The sequence below is a fragment of the uncultured Hymenobacter sp. genome (genome assembly GCF_964242765.1).
Taxonomy (GTDB): Bacteria; Bacteroidota; Bacteroidia; order Cytophagales; family Hymenobacteraceae; genus Hymenobacter.
The window spans coordinates 45,269-62,493 of record NZ_CAXTBM010000011.1 but is presented as its reverse complement, the minus strand read 5'-3'; the positions used below and the strand labels follow the sequence as shown (position 1 = coordinate 62,493).

Below are 17,225 nucleotides of genomic sequence, written 5' to 3'. Positions count from 1 at the left end.
AGATCATGGAAAAAAACACATATGATGCCATTGTCATCGGTTCTGGCATATCCGGCGGCATGGCGGCCAAAGAGCTGACCGAGAAAGGTTTGAAGACCATCATGCTGGAAAGAGGCCGCAACATCGAGCATATCAAGGACTACGTCAACGCCAACAAGAACCCGTGGGAGTTTCCGCACCGGGGCGGCAAAACGCAGCAGATGATTGCCGATTATCCAGTGCTCGGCCGCGACTACACCCTCAACGAAAGTAACCTCGACTACTGGGTCAACGAAAAAGAAAGCCCATACGTGGAGATAAAGCCCTTCGACTGGTTTCGGGGCTACCAGGTTGGGGGCCGCTCCCTGATGTGGGGCCGGCAGTCGTACCGCCTCAGCGACTACGACTTCGAAGCCAATGCCAAAGACGGAATTGCCGTCGACTGGCCCATTCGCTACAAGGATTTGGCGCCGTGGTACAGCAAAGTCGAGAAGTTTGTGGGTATCAGCGGGTCCAAGGAAGGCCTGCCGCAACTGCCCGATGGCGAGTTCATGCCCCCCATGGAGATGAACGTGGTAGAGAAAGACGTGGCCGCCCGTATCAAGAAGAATTATGCGCACCGGCGCATGGTGATTGGGCGCACGGCCAACATCACCCAAAACCACAACAACCGCGTGAGCTGTCAGTACCGCAACAAGTGCTGGCTCGGCTGCCAGTTCGGAGCGTACTACAGCACGCAATCGGCGGCGCTGCCGGCAGCGGTAGCCACGGGCAACCTCACGCTGCGGCCGTTTTCCATCGTCACCAAAATCCTCTACGACAAAGACACCAAGCGGGCCAAGGGTGTAGAGGTGCTCGACGCCGAAACCAACCAGACCTACGAGTACTTCGCCAAGGTCATTTTCCTGAATGCCTCGGCGCTAAACTCAGCCTGGGTGTTGATGAACTCCGCCACCGACATCTGGCCGGGCGGGCTAGGTAGCAGCAGTGGCGAGCTAGGCCACAACCTGATGGACCACCACTTCCGGGCAGGGGCTCGCGGCACTGTGGAAGGGTACGACGACAAATACGTGTACGGGCGCCGGGCCAACGGCATTTACGTACCACGCTACCGCAACTTGTTCGGCGACAAGCGCAACTATATCCGCGGGTTTGGCTACCAAGGCAGCGCTGGCCGCGAAGGTTGGGCACGCGAAATCCCGGAAATGAATATCGGTGGCGAGTTCAAAGATGCGTTGACCGAGCCTGGTCAGTGGGGCATGGGCCTAACTGGTTTCGGAGAAACCCTCCCCTACCACGACAACCAAGTCACCCTCGACAAAACCAAGAAAGACAAGTGGGGCCTCCCTGTTCTTGCAATCGATGCCCACATCCGCGACAACGAGCAGAAAATGCGCATCGACATGATGAACGATGCGCAGGAAATGCTGGAGAAAGCCGGGCTGAAAAACGTGAAAACCTACAACGGGGGCTACAACCTTGGTGGTGGCATTCACGAAATGGGCACGGCGCGCATGGGCCGCGACCCTAAAACGTCGGTGCTCAACCAATTCAACCAAGTGTGGGATGCGCCTAACGTGTACGTGACGGACGGGGCCTGCATGACCTCGGCTGCTTGCCAGAATCCTTCCCTGACGTATATGGCTCTCACCGCCCGGGCCGTGGATCATGCCGCGGGCGAACTAAAGAAACAGAACGTTTAAGCTTCCACCCTTATGAACCGCAGAGACGCCCTCGCCCGAGTTGCCCTCATTATGGGCAGCACCGTAATTGGTGCCGACCTTTTTTTGACCGGCTGTAGCTCACCCGCCAAAAAAGATGCCCAGGCAGGCTCCGACAAGCCTGTAGCGGCCGCCAAACCAAAAGATTTACTGAATCAAAACCAGATTCAACTGCTCGACGAAGTAGGCGAAACCGTCTTGCCGGCCACCAAAACGCCGGGGGCCAAAGCCGCGCAGGTGGGCAGCTTTATGGCCGTGATGGTCCGCGACTGCTACACGCCCGAGGATCAGCAGGTGTTCCTTAAAGGTCTCACTCAACTAGATAAAGACTGCCAAAAGCAGAACGGCAAGTCGTTCATGGACTGTGACGCCACGCAGCGGACCGCTTTCCTGACCGCGCGTGACAAAGAGCAGAAGGACTTCACGGCCAATAAGCGCAAGGACGACCCGAGCCGCTACTTCCGCATGATGAAGGAACTTACCTTGCTCGGTTATTTCACCTCGGAAGTGGGCGCTACCCAAGCGTTGCGCTACCTGCCGGTGCCGGGCCGCTACGATGGCGACGTGGCCTACAAAAAAGGCGACCGGGCCTGGGCTACCACCTAAGGTAGCGACCTGGCGAAGGATGCCGTCCTTCGCTTACTACTGCGTCCGCAGGTGTGCTGGGCATACTGACTGCTCAAGCAAGTATGCTTAGCACACCTGCGAGTTGCCCCCATGAGTGGATGCCAACTAGGCGTCCCGTATTTCACAAACTGCATCTGACTGCTCTACCCCTCCTTAGCTTATGAGCCCTACCATCCGCTTTAAATTGTCTTTGATGATGTTCCTAGAGTTTTTCATCTGGGGCGCCTGGTTTGTAACGTTGGGCACGTACCTGTTGCAAAACCTGCATACCACGGGCACACAGGTGGGGGTAGCGGTGCTCACGCAGTCCATCGGGGCCATCGTCGCCCCTTTCATCATCGGACTGATTGCCGACCGGTTTTTCTCGGCCCAGAAGATCTTGGGCGTGTTGCACCTAGCGGGGGCCGCTTTGCTATGGCGAGCCTCCCTAGCTGATGATTTCAGCAGCTTCTATCCCAGCATCCTGACCTACATGATTTTGTATATGCCCACGCTGGCCTTGGTGAATTCCATTTCCTTCCGGCAGATGCAGAATCCGCAGAAAGAATTTGCCATGATCCGGGTACTTGGCACCCTGGGCTGGATTATTGCTGGCATCACCATCGGCTGGCTGAACTGGGAACAGAGTGGCAATTTGGGGCTTACCTTCAAGATGGCGGCGGGTGCTTCGGCCCTGCTCGGGGTATTCAGCTTCACCTTGCCCCCTACGCCGCCCATCAAGAAAGAAGGCAAAAGCAGCATTGGCGACATGCTAGGCTTGGAGGCTATTGGCCTATTGAAAAACCGCTCGTATCTGATTTTCTTCCTGGCCTCGATAGCCATCTGCGTGCCCCTTTCCTTCTACTACGGCTTCACCAATCCGTTTCTTAACGAAGCAGGCATGAAAGCGGCAGCGGGTGTTCAAAGCCTGGGGCAGGTATCGGAAGTGCTGTTTATGCTGCTAATTCCGGTGTTCTTCGTCCGGTTGGGCGTCAAGAAAATGCTGGCTATCGGCATGCTGGCCTGGGTGATTCGGTACCTGTTCTTTGCCTACGGCAACGGAGAGTCGGCGTACTGGATGCTGATTGTGGGCATCGTGCTGCACGGCATCTGCTACGACTTCTTTTTCGTCACGGGCCAAATCTACACCGACAACCTGGCCGGCGAGCAATCGAAAAGCGCGGCCCAGGGCTTTATCACGCTGGCGACTTATGGCGTGGGCATGCTGCTCGGCTCTTTGCTGTCGGGCCAGATTGTGGATGCCCACAAAACCGCTGATAACCTACACGACTGGCAAACCATCTGGCTGATTCCGGCGGCTATTGCGGCCGGGGTGTTGGTGGTTTTCCTGCTGCTGTTCCGTGATAAAAACGCTCCCGTACCAACCGAGGAAATCAGCTACGCCGAGGCTAATGCCCGCCTCGAAGTGTAAGCCCAACTACCACATACTTCACACATGAAATTACGACTGGGCATGATTGGCGGCGGACAAGGGGCCTTTATTGGGGCCGTGCACCGCTTTGCCGCCGCCCTCGATGGGATGTACGAGTTAACGGCTGGCGCTTTCAGCAGCGACGCCGAAAAGTCCCGGGCCACCGGCGTAACCTTAGGTTTGCCCGCTGACCGGGTGTATGCTTCTTATCAGGACTTAATCGAGCAAGAAAAGCAGCGTCCTGAAGCCGAACGGGTCCAGGTTGTTTCCATCGTAACACCCAACCACCTGCACTTCGAGCCCGCCCGGCTGGCACTGGAAAACGGCTTTCACGTGGTTCTCGACAAACCCATGACGTTCTCGCTAGCCGAGGCCAAGCAGCTAGAGCAAGTAGTAGCTGCCAGTGGCAAAAAGCTGTGCCTAACTCACACTTATTCCGGCTACCCTATGGTGAAGGAAGCTCGCCAGTTGGTTTCCACTGCTACCATCGGCAACATCCGCAAGGTGTACGTGGAGTATCCGCAGGGCTGGCTCAGCAACTTCGAAGAAGGGGGCGACAACAAACAAGCCGCCTGGCGCACTGACCCCGCCCGCAGCGGCGTAGCCGGAGCGATGGGCGACATCGGTACCCACGCTTTCAACTTGCTGGAGTACGTGACGGGCCTGCAAGTCACTCAGCTTTGCGCCGACATCAACACTGTAGTGGCCGGTCGCCAGCTCGACGATGATGGAGCCGTGCTGCTCAAGCTTTCCAATGGGGCCAGCGCCGTGCTAGTAGCTTCGCAGATTGCCGCGGGCGAAGAAAACAACGTCCGCATTCGGGTGTACGGCGAGCTGGGTGGCCTCGAATGGCAGCAAGCTGACGCCAACACATTGCAAGTGAAGTGGCTCGACAAGCCAACTGAGATTCGGCGGACGGGCACTGGCTACGTTAGCTCCTTTGCGCAGCACAACACGCGCACCCCGGCTGGCCACCCCGAAGGCTACTTGGAAGCATTTGCCAATCTCTACCGCAATTTCGGGTTGACCTTGCAGGCCGAGCTAACCAACCAAACAGCTTCACCCGAAGCCTTAGATTACCCGAGCATAGCCGAAGGCGTGCGGGGCATGGCCTTTATAGAAAATGTAATTGCCTCCGGCAAATCCGATAAAAAGTGGACAGATTTCCTTGTCTAAGCTGCCTATGACTACGATTCAGGGACCCGCCATTTTCTTGGCTCAATTTATCGGCGACCAGCCACCCTTCAACAGCTTGGAAACCATTTGCGCTTGGGCGGCCAGCTTGGGCTACAAAGGAGTGCAAGTGCCCACCACCGACGCACGCTTCATCGACTTGCAAAAGGCTGCCGAAAGCAAAACCTACGCCGACGAAATCAATGGCATCGTACAGGCGGCGGGGCTGCAAATCACCGAACTTTCCACGCATTTGCAGGGCCAGCTAGTGGCCGTAAATCCCGCTTACGACCAGCTATTTGATGGTTTTGCGCCGGAAGCATACCGCAACAACCCGCAGGCCCGGCAAGAATGGGCAGTGCAACAGCTCCGTTATGCGGCCAAGGCCTCGCAAAATCTAGGGCTCAATGCCCATGCCACATTTAGTGGTGCCTTGCTCTGGCCGATGGTGTATCCTTGGCCCCAACGCCCCGCTGGTTTGGTGGATACAGGTTTCACTGAGTTAGCGCGCCGCTGGACACCCATTCTCAACACGTTCGATGAGTGCGGCGTGGATTTATGCTACGAGGTACACGCCGGCGAGGACCTGCACGACGGCACAACGTACGAGATGTTCCTCGACAAAGTCAATCAGCACCCACGGGCCTGTCTGCTGTACGACCCTTCGCACTTCGTGTTGCAGTGCTTGGACTATTTGGAGTATATCGACTTCTACCACGAGCGCATCAAGATGTTTCACGTCAAAGATGCCGAGTTCAATCCTAACGGCCGGCAGGGCGTGTACGGGGGCTACCAAAACTGGATAGATCGGGCCGGCCGCTTCCGCTCGCTCGGTGACGGACAGGTTGATTTCAAAGCCATCTTTAGCAAGCTTGCCGCTTACGACTTTCCCGGCTGGGCCGTATTGGAATGGGAATGCGCGCTTAAGCACCCCGAGGACGGAGCGCGCGAAGGCGCCCCATTCATTGAAAACCACATCATCCGGGTCACCGACAAAGCCTTTGATGACTTTGCCAGCACTGGCACCAACGCTGACTTCAACAAAACCCTGTTAGGGCTATAACCCCATCCCCTATGAAAAAATCCATCCTGTTCCTTGCTGTAGGTGCCGTACTCGCCGCTTGCGGATCGGAACCCAAAAGCAACAGCGCCAACGAACCAACTATGCAAGCGGCTTCGTCTGATGAGTTGAATAGCGACAGTTCTTCGGCTTCCAACCTTTCGGCTGTAGCGCACCAACCGCAAATTGATACCAACGTCACCAAGATTGGCACCGAGCATTCCGGTGGCTTGGTGGCTAAGGGTGCCAAGCTTATTACTTCTTCTGACTGCACGAGTTGCCACAAGGAGCGCGAAAAGTTAGTAGGGCCTGCTTACACGGCCGTTGCCGAGAAATACCCTTCCAATGATGCCAACATTACGATGCTGGCCAACAAAATCATCCAGGGCGGCAAAGGCAATTGGGGTGAGATTCCGATGACCCCGCATCCAGATTTGGCAGTAGCCGATGCCAAGGAAATGGCCAAGTACATTTTGAGCTTGAAGTAGCCCGTGAAGTACGGACTTACCGTCCGTTCCGCACTCCGAAAAACCCACATAAGCAAACTCGCCATGGCCCCGCTCCCCAACCGCCGTACGGTGCTCAAGAATATCCTGGCCAGCACGGCCGTAGCCGGAACCACAGGTGCATTAAGCGCATTCATGCCCGAAACACAACCAGCAGAAGCCCCCGATCTGAAAAACAATATCAATCATTCGGTGTGCCGCTGGTGCTTCAATGATATGCCTCTCGACCAGCTCTGCGCAGCAGCTAAAGGAATGGGCATCAAGGGTATCGACTTGGTGGGGCCCAAAGACTGGCCAACCTTGAAAAAGTATGGTTTGGATTCGCCTATGTGTAATGGCGCGGAGATAAACCTAACCGATGGCTTCAACGACCCGCAGTACCATGCCGCGCTGCTGAAAAACTACTCGGAGATGATTCCGGTGGTAGCCAAAGCGGGCTATAAAAACCTGATCTGCTTTAGCGGCAACCGCCGGGGCATGGACGACGAAACCGGTTTGGCCAACAGCGTGAAAGGTCTCAAGCCCCTGGTAGAACTGGCGGCCAAACACAAAGTTGTTCTTGTAATGGAATTGCTTAACAGCAAGATCAATCACAAAGACTACCAGTGCGACCGAACCTCCTGGGGGGTAGCCCTCGCTAAAAAGCTGGGCTCGGAAAACTTCAAGCTGCTCTACGACATCTACCACATGCAGATCGACGAGGGCGACGTAATCCGCAACATCACCGACAACCACGCCTACATTGCCCATTACCATACGGCGGGCGTACCTGGCCGCAACGAAATCGATGAAACGCAGGAGCTCTATTACCCGGCCATCATGCGGGCCATCAAAGCCACCGGGTTCCAAGGCTACGTAGCACAAGAATTCATTCCCAAGCAAGCCGACAAGCTAGCTTCGCTGCGGAAGGCTGTTCAATTGTGTGACGTTTAGTTTTATCACCAACTGCTTGTCCCTGATTGCACTTTCAACTCCTTAGCTATGATGCAAAGAAGAACTTTCCTTAAGCAAGCGGGCTTGCTATCGGCTTTTTCCTTGGTCGCGCCCAGCCACCTGATGGCTGCCCCGTCGCCCCTAAAAATCGGCCTGCAACTGTACACGCTGCGCGATTATATTGGCAAGGACGTGAAAGGAGTATTAGCTAGAGTAGCCAAGGCAGGCTACCAGGAGGTGGAAACCTATGGCTATAGCAAGGAAAAAGGGTTTTGGGGCCTGAGCGCAACTGAATTCAAGGCAGCTCTAACTGCCAATGGGTTAACTTCTTCTAGCGGCCATTACGAAATGAATGGCTTCGTGCGAGACGGCAACCCCGAAGCGCTGAAATCTTACATTGAAGCGGCCAAGATTTGCGGGCAGAAGTACATCGTGGTTCCGCACCTCGATGAGAAGCTACGCGCATCCGCTGCCGACTTCAAGGCTGTTGCCGAAAAGGTCAACAAAGCGGGGCAGTTGTGCAAGGCAGCGGGGTTACGGGTAGCCTATCACAACCATGACTTTGAATACAAAGCAATAGGTGGAGTTACCTTGTTCGACGTGCTGCTAAAGGAAACTGATCCGGCCCTAGTGGACTTTGAGTTGGATTTGTATTGGGTGGTGTGCGCCGGTCTCGACCCCGTTAAGCTGATGGCCGCCCATCCCAAGCGCTTTGCCATGTGGCACGTTAAGGATATGGATAAAGCCCAGCCAGAGCGCAACACGGAAGTAGGCGCAGGTACCATTGACTTCAAGAAGATATTCCAGAATGCTACTTCAGCTGGGCTACAGCATATTTTTATGGAGCAGGAATACTTTGCAATGGATGCTTACCAAAGCATTAGTCAAAGTGCGGCATACATCAAAAAGAACCTGCTGTCTTAGATAAGTTAGCAACTAGTACCTCAACAGTAAACTGCAACTTCAATATCCAATCTGTGCCCAGCTTGCAGCAAGATTGCTTAGTTATGTCCCAGTGCCTAGCATAAATCTGCCATAGCCAATGCCTTGGTTTTAGAACTGCTTAGACCAGTTCTGTCGAGCAATTCGTCGAAAATTCCACCCGCCCTAACCACTTTTCACATGAGAGTACACTTCTTGGTTGCCGCCACGTTGTTAACAAGTAGCCTCGGAACCGTGAAGGCCCAGCAAGCCGGCAAGCCGGAAGACACCGAAGTGTGGGAACCAGTCCCCAAAGTGGTAACCCCCGGCCCTAATAACAGTGCCGCCCCTTCCGATGCACTAGTGCTCTTTGATGGCAAAAACCTCGACCAATGGGTGTCAGCCGATGACCGAACTGCACCAGCTAAGTGGACGGTAGCCAGTGGAGTGCTGACAGTTAATAAGGCAGTAGGCAATATCGAAACCAAACGCACTTTCACCAATTATCAACTCCATATCGAGTGGCGCGTACCAGCCAACATTAGTGGCACTGCGCAAGCCCGAGGCAATAGCGGTTTGTTCTTAGCCTCACTAGGTAAAGGGGATCTTGGGTACGAACTTCAGATACTAGATTCCTATAACAACAAAACCTACGTCAACGGTATGGCAGGGAGCATCTACAAACAGATTATCCCACTGGCTAACCCCACGCGTAAGCCTGGCGAATGGCAAACGTACGATGTGATTTGGACGGCGCCCACCTTTGCCACAGGTGGCGCCGTCCTAACCCCCGCCCGGGTGACAGTTCTTTTCAACGGCGTGTTAGTTGAAAACAACGTGAGTTTGCTCGGCCCCACTGTTTACATTGGCAAGCCCGCTTATCAAAGTCACGGAGCGGCACCTATCAAGCTGCAAGCTCACGGCGACAAAAGCGAGCCATTAAGCTTCCGTAACATCTGGATACGAGAGTTGCCTGTAGCAAACCAATAGTCGCCGCTCACAAAGCGTTACTTACACCAAGTTCTTCTTGATGTAAGTAATGCTTTTAGTAACACTGTCGAAGGGCGACCCAGGTGTGGCATCCTGTTCCACGAAAAAGTATTGCAACCCAGCTTGGGCAGCTTGGGCAAATATCCGCTTGAAGTCGATGCTACCGTTGCCTACCTCTGTAAAGGCTTGTTGAGGTGTTTTGTCCATGTCCTTCACATGCCAAAGCGGGAACCGACCGGGGTGCTGTTTGAATAGAGTCAATGGATCTTGCCCTGCCTTACTCACCCAGTATAAATCAAGCTCCATTTGCACCAACTGCTTGTCAGTATTGCCAAGTAACAGATTGTATGGCAGCTGACCGTCCTGCGACTTAAACTCGAAGTCGTGATTATGATAGCAAAGTTGTAAGCCTGCTTTTTTGCACCTTTCACCCGCCTTATTAAGTTGCTCGGCCACGTACTTATAATGGTCTAAGTTGCCCCGCTCAGCCTCCGATAAGTAAGCACACACCATATACTTAACGCCAGCAGCAGCGGCATCATCTACGGCTTGGTCCCAGCCATGTAGCATCGTTCCTTGTACTGGTGCCCCTTTCATCTGTTCTTCGCCCAGACGGTAGTGGCTACTAGGCATAATCATCCCGTTCTGTTTCAGCAAAGCTGCAAAAGCTTTGGGCGTCATACCGTAGAATTTCTGGGTGCCAGTATACGTTGCGCCTTCCACCGAATTATAGCCAATCTTTGCCAGCTTAGCCAGAGTGCCCGCTGGGTCTTTTTCCATAGCCTCACGAACCGTGTAAAGTTGCAAGCCAACGTAACGTTTGTTGTAAGCAAGTAAAGCCGGCGATACCAGCAAGCCAGTAGAAAGTATCGCAGCAGACGTCAAAAAAGATCTACGAGTGGTCATGATGTGGTGGGTTTTGAGGGGAAGAGTTGGTACTGCACTTTGCGATTAAAGAAGCACAGAAATTTACAGCTAAAATTTGTTCACCAATTTTGTCGGAATGACTACCTTACCAATAGCACGATAGTGTGCTTCTTTTACATTATAAGGGCCAAATATCTGCGAGCTCCATCGGGCTTGGCTAACTGTAATTGTACGGAAGATAAACAAGCCGTACACTAGGTGTCATAAATAAAATCTGATTTATACTAGAAATTTAAACAAATACGTGACGGTTACACGTATAAGGGCTACGCATATAGAAAGTACAAGTACAGCTTATTAATGCTATTAGAAGATGAAACTTATACCGTGTGCTATTTTAAAGCCAAACCAAGTACTGGACTTATTTTTGTTGCTAGTGCTAAATTAAGTTTCAAGCTGATAGCAGTCTTCATTTGGTTAGCTATTCTACTTACTTAGCTCTTTCTGAAAAGAGCATCTCCAAAGTATAAATTTAACCTTGCAGTTTATTAGTCTACCCCTCACTCCCACCTATATGCCTCAGCAACAGCTCACTTTATCGCGCCTCAAACAGATTTTGGCCCATGGGTTCATCTGGTTTCTAAGTCCCCTATTCCTAATTGCTTGCGACAGGAATGAAGTCGATGAACTAAACGAACAAACCCTAAAACATATCAAAGAAGTACGAACAACCGATTCTCTGGCAATCACTAAGTACATAGCTGATAGCAGTTTCACTAATGTGCAGCGCCAACCGTCGGGTCTGTATATAGTAACTAGAAGACCGGGCACAGGTAACTTACCCCAAGCAGGTCAGCAAGTTTCCGTGATTTACAAAGGCACTTTCCTCAACAATCGTGTATTCGATCAATCTGTCCTTGGTGCTGATAGTAAACTTGTACCAATTATGTTCCCATTAGGCAGAGGTCAAGTTATTGCTGGCTGGGATGAAGGTATTGGACTAATGCGTAAGGGGCAGAAAGCTATCCTACTCATTCCTTCCGCTCTAGCCTACGGTACGGCCGGATCTCGCAATACAATCCCCCCAGACACTCCTTTGCGGTTTGACGTAGAGCTAACAGAAATTAATTAGTCTATCTCCACACTTGCTTGTTTTAAGACTCTAACTAACCAGGAAGTTGCTATATCAAGATTGTATCTTGAGCGTCCTCACCTTTCAAGCAACAACAAAATGAGTGGTCCTGGTTTAGCGGTGTTGCCTTGAAGGCAACACCGCTAAACCAGGACCACTCATTTTGTTGTTGTTTAATCTACGTTTTGAATTACAAGTGCTTATCAACCCTTTTTATTAGACAAACAATAGAAATGTATGAGTTGGTAAAGCAAATCAACTAAAGCGGGGGGTCAGCGAAGCTAGCAGGAGTTCGGCGTTGTAGTAGGCAATGTAATGGCTGATTCTGAGCGTGGCTTCGGCCAAGCCGGGGAAGCTGCCTCCGTCGAGCCACTCGGTTTTGAGTCGACTTCAAAACGATTCGACGTGCGCGTTGTCGGAGCAGTTGCCGCGCCGGTTTATGCTCTGTACCGCCCCGTTTTGCGCGCACATAGTTTAAATCGGACTCATGGTACTGACTGCCCAAGGCGACGTCGGGCGTCACCTTGGGCAGTCAGTACCATGAGTCCGGGGGCAGGTTGGCACACGGCCAGAGCGCGGCATAGGACCTCGCTCACGAGGTCTTCGGGTAGGGTCTCACGCAACTCCGTGTCGCCCCGGCAACACCAAAGCCGACGACTTTGCGCGAGCAGCGGTCCAGCCAGGTGGCCAGATATAACCAGCCGCCGCCCTGCTTAGGCAAATAGGTAATGTCGCCCACCCACACCTAGTTAGGGACCGTAGGCGACGGCTGACCCAAGTAGCTGGGCACCGCGTACCGGACTAGGCCGGAATCAGTGGTACGAGGCACAAACGAGCGGGACTGCTAGGCGCGTAAGCCATGGACAGCCAGCATGCGGCGGATGCGTCCCTGGCCTACGCCATGGCCTTCGGCCTGCAGTTTGGCCCGCAATCGGCACGTGCCATAGCGCCACTCGTGCTGGGCAAAGGCTTGTCGCACGGCCCGTTGCCCGATGGGCTCGGAGGCAGGCACTCGGCGCGAGCTGCAGGACGTGGCAGAGCTACCGCACGGGTACCTGCTTCTGCTGCTGAGCAATATGTTGGTAGACGCTCACGCAGGTGGCTGACCGAGTCTGCGCTTAGAGCAGGCAACGAATTAAGAGGTATCAACAGTGAATAGTATCTTGAGTTATGGTCAAGATGCTCACCAATGGACAATGAGTGCGTATTGCGTCGTTGCTACCGGGCCGGGAAGACACGCGCAGGGGCTGGGGCCAGGACAACCGGCGGTTTGTGGAGGCGGTGCTCTAGTGAATATCGGCCGAGAACTGCCATTCTAATGGGGACTTTGTGTGCAAGCTGTCAAAATCGTGTTCTCCTGTTACCAGCATCACCCGTTCCTCTAGCTGGAGCACTTCAGCCAACACCGTATTTTGCCAGGCAAGTAGTGTTTCCCACTCGTCAGCACTACTAGGATAACGCTTCGAGCCTGGTAAGCTATGAGTACGTAACCAGCGCGTCGGATACTCGTCACGTAGCGGATAGGAAAGCGGAATGGTGCCGGGGTAAGTACGTTGCCAAAAGGTATTAAATTGCTCCGCTGTCATGTATGCAAGCTAAGGTCTGATAAGTCGTTTTTATGTCTACTAGTCTTGCCTATGAGCCCCTTTGACACAGCCAAAGAAACAGGGCTCTGCATCCTGGAAGATGATCACACGGAATTCTGGTTCCTCGGGGCCGAAATCCACAAGCGCTATGCGTATGCCTCCTTGCCAGAACTACAAGCTAACCAAGTAAATCGTCTAGGAACTCCTGGGCGAGCATTTGATTCAATTACTTGATCCTGCTACGGAGTTAGCCTTGCCCGACAGTGTCGAAAGCGTAAGCGAGCAGATAGAAGCGTTATTTACCTGCTTGAACCAACTGCCTACCATTGGTTGTGGCCTTTGGCTAAGAATTTCACCAAGCAGGAGTTGCAGCCTACATAAGGTCTGCTAGCCTTGCTTGTTGTTACCTCGGAATGCTAGGGTCGTACCAGACAGCACTGTAACCTTGTTCTGGTAGAAGTAGAAGCGCCCGTCCGGCGCTAAGCCCAAATAGCGGCGCATCCGTGGCTCCCACTCCTTCACATGGGCGAGAGGCACGGGTTGGAAGAAGTCTTCTGCTGCCGAGTACTCGCCTGCCCAGATGCTCCATCCGCACGGGTCACCTTCAGGTGCGTACCGAACCCCATGTACGGGTCGAATCCCTTCTTTAAGGCTAGCAGAAAGTCCTACTTTTGACTCTTCACTACCTCGGAGGCAAGCGTAATGTGGCGAGCAACGTTGGCTGGAATAGTGTTGTACATAGCGCGTGAATCGGCCACCTACACGATGCTATTGCCGTAAGGCCACAAAGGTATTTGCTTCTTCAGGAAGCTGCTTGGCATACCAATGCGCAAGAAGATGCAAGGGCTGAGTGAATCTAAATAAGTAAGTACTATGTATGCTTGAGGTGGTCTAGAGATGATGGACAGAAGTAAAAAGACCATCGGCGTCCGGTTGAATTGGTCATGTTCAGACAACGGCGCCTAGATGGCGTCCAGCCCCGGCAAGTTGAGCAGACTAGCGGCACGCCGCGCCACGGCTTGGACACTGGCGACATCCGGACCGGTGATGGTCAGGTGGCCCATCTTGCGGCCTGCGCGCGCGTCCACCTTTCCGTAGAGGTGCAAGTGCGTGCCCGGTAGGCTCAGCACGGAGTGCCAATCCGGCTCCTGCAGTTGACCGTTGGCGTTGAACCACACCTCGCCCAGCAGGTTGAGCATGATAGCCGGGGAATGCTGGCGCGGCTGCGGCAAGGGCAAACCCGCCATGGCATAAACTTGCAGGTCAAACTGCGACGCGTCACAGGCGTCTAGGGTGTAGTGGCCGCTATTGTGCGGGCGCGGAGCCATTTCGTTGACCACCAGACCGCCGTGCTCGCTGCCGTCTTCCACCACAAAAAACTCGACGCACAGCACTCCGACATAGCCGAGATGATGCGCGATGGAGACGGCCGCGTCGCAGGCCCTAGTTGCCAGGGCAGGCGGCATATTTCCTTCGTACGCGTGGGTCACGGCCAAAATGCCATCGACGTGCACGTTACGCTGCGGGGCGAAGCTGACGACCTGGCCGTCCCAGCCGCGGGCTACCAGCACCGAACACTCGGCGGTTAGTGGCAACATCTTTTCCAGCACGCAGGCGACGACGCCTAGCTCCGCCCAAGCGGCGGCCAGTTCAGCGGCGGTCTTAACGCGGACCTGGCCCTTGCCATCGTAGCCCATGCGCGCGGTTTTCAGGATGCCAGGCAGCAAATCTGCTCGGTCGTTTTGAACGGCCTGCAGCTGGGCTGGCGTTTCAATTACCGCATAGGGCGCGCAACTCACCCCCGACACGTCAGCGCAGGCCGCGAAGTGGGCTTTTTCCTCGATGCGGTTTTGGGCAATGCCCACCACGGCCGCACTCGGCGCCACTGACCGGGTCAGCGCCAGCGTTTGCAGGGCTTGGGCCGGCACGTTTTCAAACTCGGTGGTGATGGCCTGGCACAGGGAGGCCAATTGCACTAGTCCGGCCGGGTCGTCGTAGCCGGTCTGAATATGGTGGTGACTCACCTGCCCGGCGGGGCTTTGCGCGTCGGGCTCCAGGACGGCGGTGAAGTATCCCAGGCGTTGGGCGGCATGCACAAACATACGGCCCAACTGGCCGCCCCCCAGCACCCCCAGGGTGGCCCGCTGGCCCGCGGCGTCTATACTACCTGGATAAACCGGGGTCATGGCTGCAACGTGACTATCGGCGTTCATACGGGCAGCGTCATGGCGCGAGCGGCTTCGGTTTGTTCGGCGCGAAAGGCCAGCAGCTTGGTCGCCAAGTCCGGGTCATGCAGGGCCAACAGGCTGACCGCGAACAAGGCCGCATTGGCCGCCCCGGCATTGCCAATCGCAAATGTGGCCACGGGTATCCCTTTGGGCATTTGCACGATGCTGTGCAGTGAGTCCACCCCCTGCAAATGGCGACTGGCCACCGGCACCCCTAGCACGGGCAGCGTGGTTTTGGCGGCCATCATGCCCGGCAGGTGGGCAGCCCCACCCGCGCCGGCGATGATGGCTTGCAAGCCGCGCGGACCGGCCTGTTCGGCGTAGGCAAACAAGTCGTCGGGCATGCGATGGGCTGACACCACGCGCGCTTCGTAGGCTACGCCAAATTGCGTGAGAATTTGCACGGCATGATGCATAGTGTCCCAGTCGCTGCTGGAGCCCATGACAACACCGACCAGTGGCTTGCCCGGGACGGTGCTGGGGGTGTCGGATGGGAGAAGGGTACTCATGGTGGGTCTTGTAAAGGGGACTTGGCTTCCCTGAATGGTCAATAAAAACGCGGGTTCGGGCGTGGTCACGGGCCCGAACCCGCCTTCGGACAGCTGGCGGCTTGGGCTGCGTGTTGCCCCGCTGGTGAAAAAAGGAAAAGGGTATCCGGTTGAAAACCCTTTTCCGCGGCCACAAATCTACTACTGCGACACAAGCAGTATCGCTAAATTCGGGGCCAATCCTGAAAAAGACCGGTCTTAGCGCAACGAACGGCTAGCGTTCCAGCAGGATTTCCGTACCCAAAATCACCAGGTCCACCCGGCCTTTCAACGTCTGGTCGATGAAGGGCGTGTTTTGGGATTTGGATTTCATGAATTCCCGCGTGAAGGTTGTTTCCGCTTCGGTATCGAACAAGACACACTCGGCTTGTTGGCCGACTTCGATAGCAGGTACCGGCAAACCCATCAGGCGGCGGGGCTCCGCCGAATAGCGCTTCACCACCAAGTCCCACCCGAATTTTCCGGGCTCGACAAAGTGGTGATAGAGTGACACTAGAGCCGTATCCAAGCCGGTGATGCCGTTGGGCGCGCTGATGAAATCCTGGGCTTTTTCAAACGGTGTGTGCGGCGCGTGGTCTGTGGCAATGAGGTCGAATACGCCTTCAATAAGTCCCTCGAGCAGGGCGTCACAATCCGCCTGCGTCCGCAGCGGCGGATTCATCTTGTAGTTCGTGTCATAGTCACCGATGTGCTCGTCGGTGAACATCAGGTGATGCGGTGCCACTTCCGCCGTGACCTTCACATCGCCGCGGGATTTCCACCAGCGGATGGTTTCCATGCCGAGCTTGCTGGACACGTGTTGGATGTGCACGTGTGCGCCCGCCGCCCGGGCCAAGCGGATGTCACGGTCGATGATAATTTCCTCCGCGCACGCTGGCGAGCCCTTGATACCTAGCCGATAACTCATCACCCCTTCGTTCAGGGCGCGCGGCCCGGCCAGTTCCGGTACCTCGCAATGACTGGCGAAAAACATCCCAAACTCGGTGGCGTACTGCATCGCCCGCAGCAGCACCGCCGGGTCGCTGGTGGTATCCCCATCGTCGGTGAGCATTTTCACCCCGAGTATGCGCATGCCTTCGATTTCTGCTAGTTCCTTGCCCTGGCGGTCTTTGGTGACGCAGCCAGAGGTGTAAACCGGAATGCGCGCCTTGCGTCTAGCATTGTCCAGCACGGTGGCCACCGATGTCGCCGAGTCGAGGGCCGGGCGGGTGTTCGGCATCATAACCACGCCGGTAATGCCGCCATTGATGGCCGCTTCGCTCCCCGTAGTGATAGTTTCTTTATTCTCAAATCCGGGGGCGCGGAAATGAACGTGGGCATCAAACATGGCCGGCATCAGAATTCGACCACGCGCGTCGATGACGCGGGCCCCCTCGAGAATGGCTAGACTGCTGCCGACGTCCTGAATTATTCCTTCGACAATCAGAACATCGCTCTCGAGCAGCACAGGTGAATTTTCGGAGGCGATGCGGGCGTTTTGAAGGAGAAGCATGGATGGATGAGTGCTGTAAACCGGCAAGGGGTTGGGGATATTCTGGCTGTT

At 54.8% G+C, this 17,225-nt stretch carries 18 protein-coding genes and 1 pseudogene; 10 read left to right on the top strand and 9 right to left on the bottom strand.

Annotated features, from left to right (window positions below):
- The first annotated feature begins 5 nt into the window (after window positions 1-5).
- From ACFE7X_RS06610 to ACFE7X_RS06570, 9 genes are all read left to right on the top strand, one after another.
- Entirely contained in the window at window positions 6-1,682 is a 1,677-nt protein-coding gene (locus ACFE7X_RS06610; protein ID WP_375434879.1) for a GMC oxidoreductase, read from the top strand.
- Between the two features lie 12 nt (window positions 1,683-1,694).
- The gene (locus tag ACFE7X_RS06605; RefSeq protein WP_375434878.1) at window positions 1,695-2,306 is read left to right on the top strand and encodes a gluconate 2-dehydrogenase subunit 3 family protein; all 612 of its coding nucleotides are present in this window, start codon (window positions 1,695-1,697) and stop codon (window positions 2,304-2,306) included.
- Between the two features lie 181 nt (window positions 2,307-2,487).
- Window positions 2,488-3,738 carry a nucleoside permease gene (locus ACFE7X_RS06600; protein ID WP_375434877.1) on the top strand — a complete coding sequence of 417 codons (1,251 nt, stop codon included), beginning with the start codon at window positions 2,488-2,490 and terminating at the stop codon, window positions 3,736-3,738.
- A 24-nt stretch (window positions 3,739-3,762) separates the two neighbouring features.
- Window positions 3,763-4,914, top strand: a complete 1,152-nt coding sequence (locus tag ACFE7X_RS06595) for a Gfo/Idh/MocA family protein (RefSeq protein ID WP_375434876.1) — start codon at window positions 3,763-3,765, stop codon at window positions 4,912-4,914.
- A 7-nt stretch (window positions 4,915-4,921) separates the two neighbouring features.
- On the top strand, window positions 4,922-5,974 hold the full coding sequence (locus ACFE7X_RS06590) for a sugar phosphate isomerase/epimerase family protein (protein WP_375434875.1): 1,053 nt from the start codon (window positions 4,922-4,924) through the stop codon (window positions 5,972-5,974).
- 11 nt (window positions 5,975-5,985) lie between these two features.
- Window positions 5,986-6,459 (top strand): c-type cytochrome, encoded by a 474-nt coding sequence (locus ACFE7X_RS06585; RefSeq protein ID WP_375434874.1) that lies wholly within the window; start codon window positions 5,986-5,988, stop codon window positions 6,457-6,459.
- Between the two features lie 63 nt (window positions 6,460-6,522).
- A complete protein-coding gene (locus ACFE7X_RS06580; protein WP_375434873.1) occupies window positions 6,523-7,410 on the top strand; it encodes a hydroxypyruvate isomerase family protein in 888 nt (295 codons plus the stop codon).
- A 48-nt stretch (window positions 7,411-7,458) separates the two neighbouring features.
- Complete coding sequence (locus ACFE7X_RS06575) at window positions 7,459-8,334, top strand: sugar phosphate isomerase/epimerase family protein (protein WP_375434872.1); 876 nt, start codon at window positions 7,459-7,461, stop codon at window positions 8,332-8,334.
- A 198-nt stretch (window positions 8,335-8,532) separates the two neighbouring features.
- Window positions 8,533-9,321 (top strand): DUF1080 domain-containing protein, encoded by a 789-nt coding sequence (locus tag ACFE7X_RS06570; RefSeq protein WP_375434871.1) that lies wholly within the window; start codon window positions 8,533-8,535, stop codon window positions 9,319-9,321.
- 21 nt (window positions 9,322-9,342) lie between these two features.
- Here the strand turns inward: ACFE7X_RS06570 and ACFE7X_RS06565 are convergent, their stop codons facing one another.
- Complete coding sequence (locus ACFE7X_RS06565; protein WP_375434870.1) at window positions 9,343-10,101, bottom strand: sugar phosphate isomerase/epimerase family protein; 759 nt, start codon at window positions 10,099-10,101, stop codon at window positions 9,343-9,345.
- Window positions 10,102-10,762: 661 nt separating this feature from the next.
- On the opposite strand from ACFE7X_RS06565, the gene ACFE7X_RS06560 reads away from it, so the two are divergent.
- Window positions 10,763-11,320: an FKBP-type peptidyl-prolyl cis-trans isomerase gene (locus ACFE7X_RS06560; protein ID WP_375434869.1), complete on the top strand. Its 558-nt coding sequence runs from the start codon at window positions 10,763-10,765 to the stop codon at window positions 11,318-11,320.
- Between the two features lie 255 nt (window positions 11,321-11,575).
- Here ACFE7X_RS06560 and ACFE7X_RS06555 read toward each other — a convergent pair.
- The 8 genes and pseudogenes from ACFE7X_RS06555 to ACFE7X_RS06520 form a co-directional block, all read right to left on the bottom strand.
- A pseudogene (locus ACFE7X_RS06555) lies at window positions 11,576-11,695 on the bottom strand (hypothetical protein); the annotation flags it as partial.
- Window positions 11,696-11,912: 217 nt separating this feature from the next.
- The gene (locus ACFE7X_RS06550; RefSeq protein WP_375434868.1) at window positions 11,913-12,059 is read right to left on the bottom strand and encodes a hypothetical protein; all 147 of its coding nucleotides are present in this window, start codon (window positions 12,057-12,059) and stop codon (window positions 11,913-11,915) included.
- A gap of 105 nt (window positions 12,060-12,164) precedes the next feature.
- Entirely contained in the window at window positions 12,165-12,332 is a 168-nt protein-coding gene (locus tag ACFE7X_RS06545; RefSeq protein WP_375434867.1) for an IS3 family transposase, read from the bottom strand.
- Window positions 12,333-12,606: 274 nt separating this feature from the next.
- Window positions 12,607-12,906, bottom strand: a complete 300-nt coding sequence (locus tag ACFE7X_RS06540; RefSeq protein WP_375434866.1) for a hypothetical protein — start codon at window positions 12,904-12,906, stop codon at window positions 12,607-12,609.
- Window positions 12,907-13,293: 387 nt separating this feature from the next.
- Complete coding sequence (locus ACFE7X_RS06535; protein ID WP_375434865.1) at window positions 13,294-13,443, bottom strand: hypothetical protein; 150 nt, start codon at window positions 13,441-13,443, stop codon at window positions 13,294-13,296.
- A gap of 425 nt (window positions 13,444-13,868) precedes the next feature.
- Window positions 13,869-15,119 carry a 5-(carboxyamino)imidazole ribonucleotide synthase gene (locus ACFE7X_RS06530; protein ID WP_375434864.1) on the bottom strand — a complete coding sequence of 417 codons (1,251 nt, stop codon included), beginning with the start codon at window positions 15,117-15,119 and terminating at the stop codon, window positions 13,869-13,871.
- Window positions 15,116-15,643: a 5-(carboxyamino)imidazole ribonucleotide mutase gene (gene purE, locus ACFE7X_RS06525; protein WP_375434863.1), complete on the bottom strand. Its 528-nt coding sequence runs from the start codon at window positions 15,641-15,643 to the stop codon at window positions 15,116-15,118. Before purE ends, ACFE7X_RS06530 begins: the two co-directional genes overlap by 4 nt.
- Before the next feature lie 253 nt (window positions 15,644-15,896).
- Complete coding sequence (locus tag ACFE7X_RS06520) at window positions 15,897-17,174, bottom strand: dihydroorotase (protein ID WP_375434862.1); 1,278 nt, start codon at window positions 17,172-17,174, stop codon at window positions 15,897-15,899.
- Window positions 17,175-17,225 lie beyond the last annotated feature (51 nt).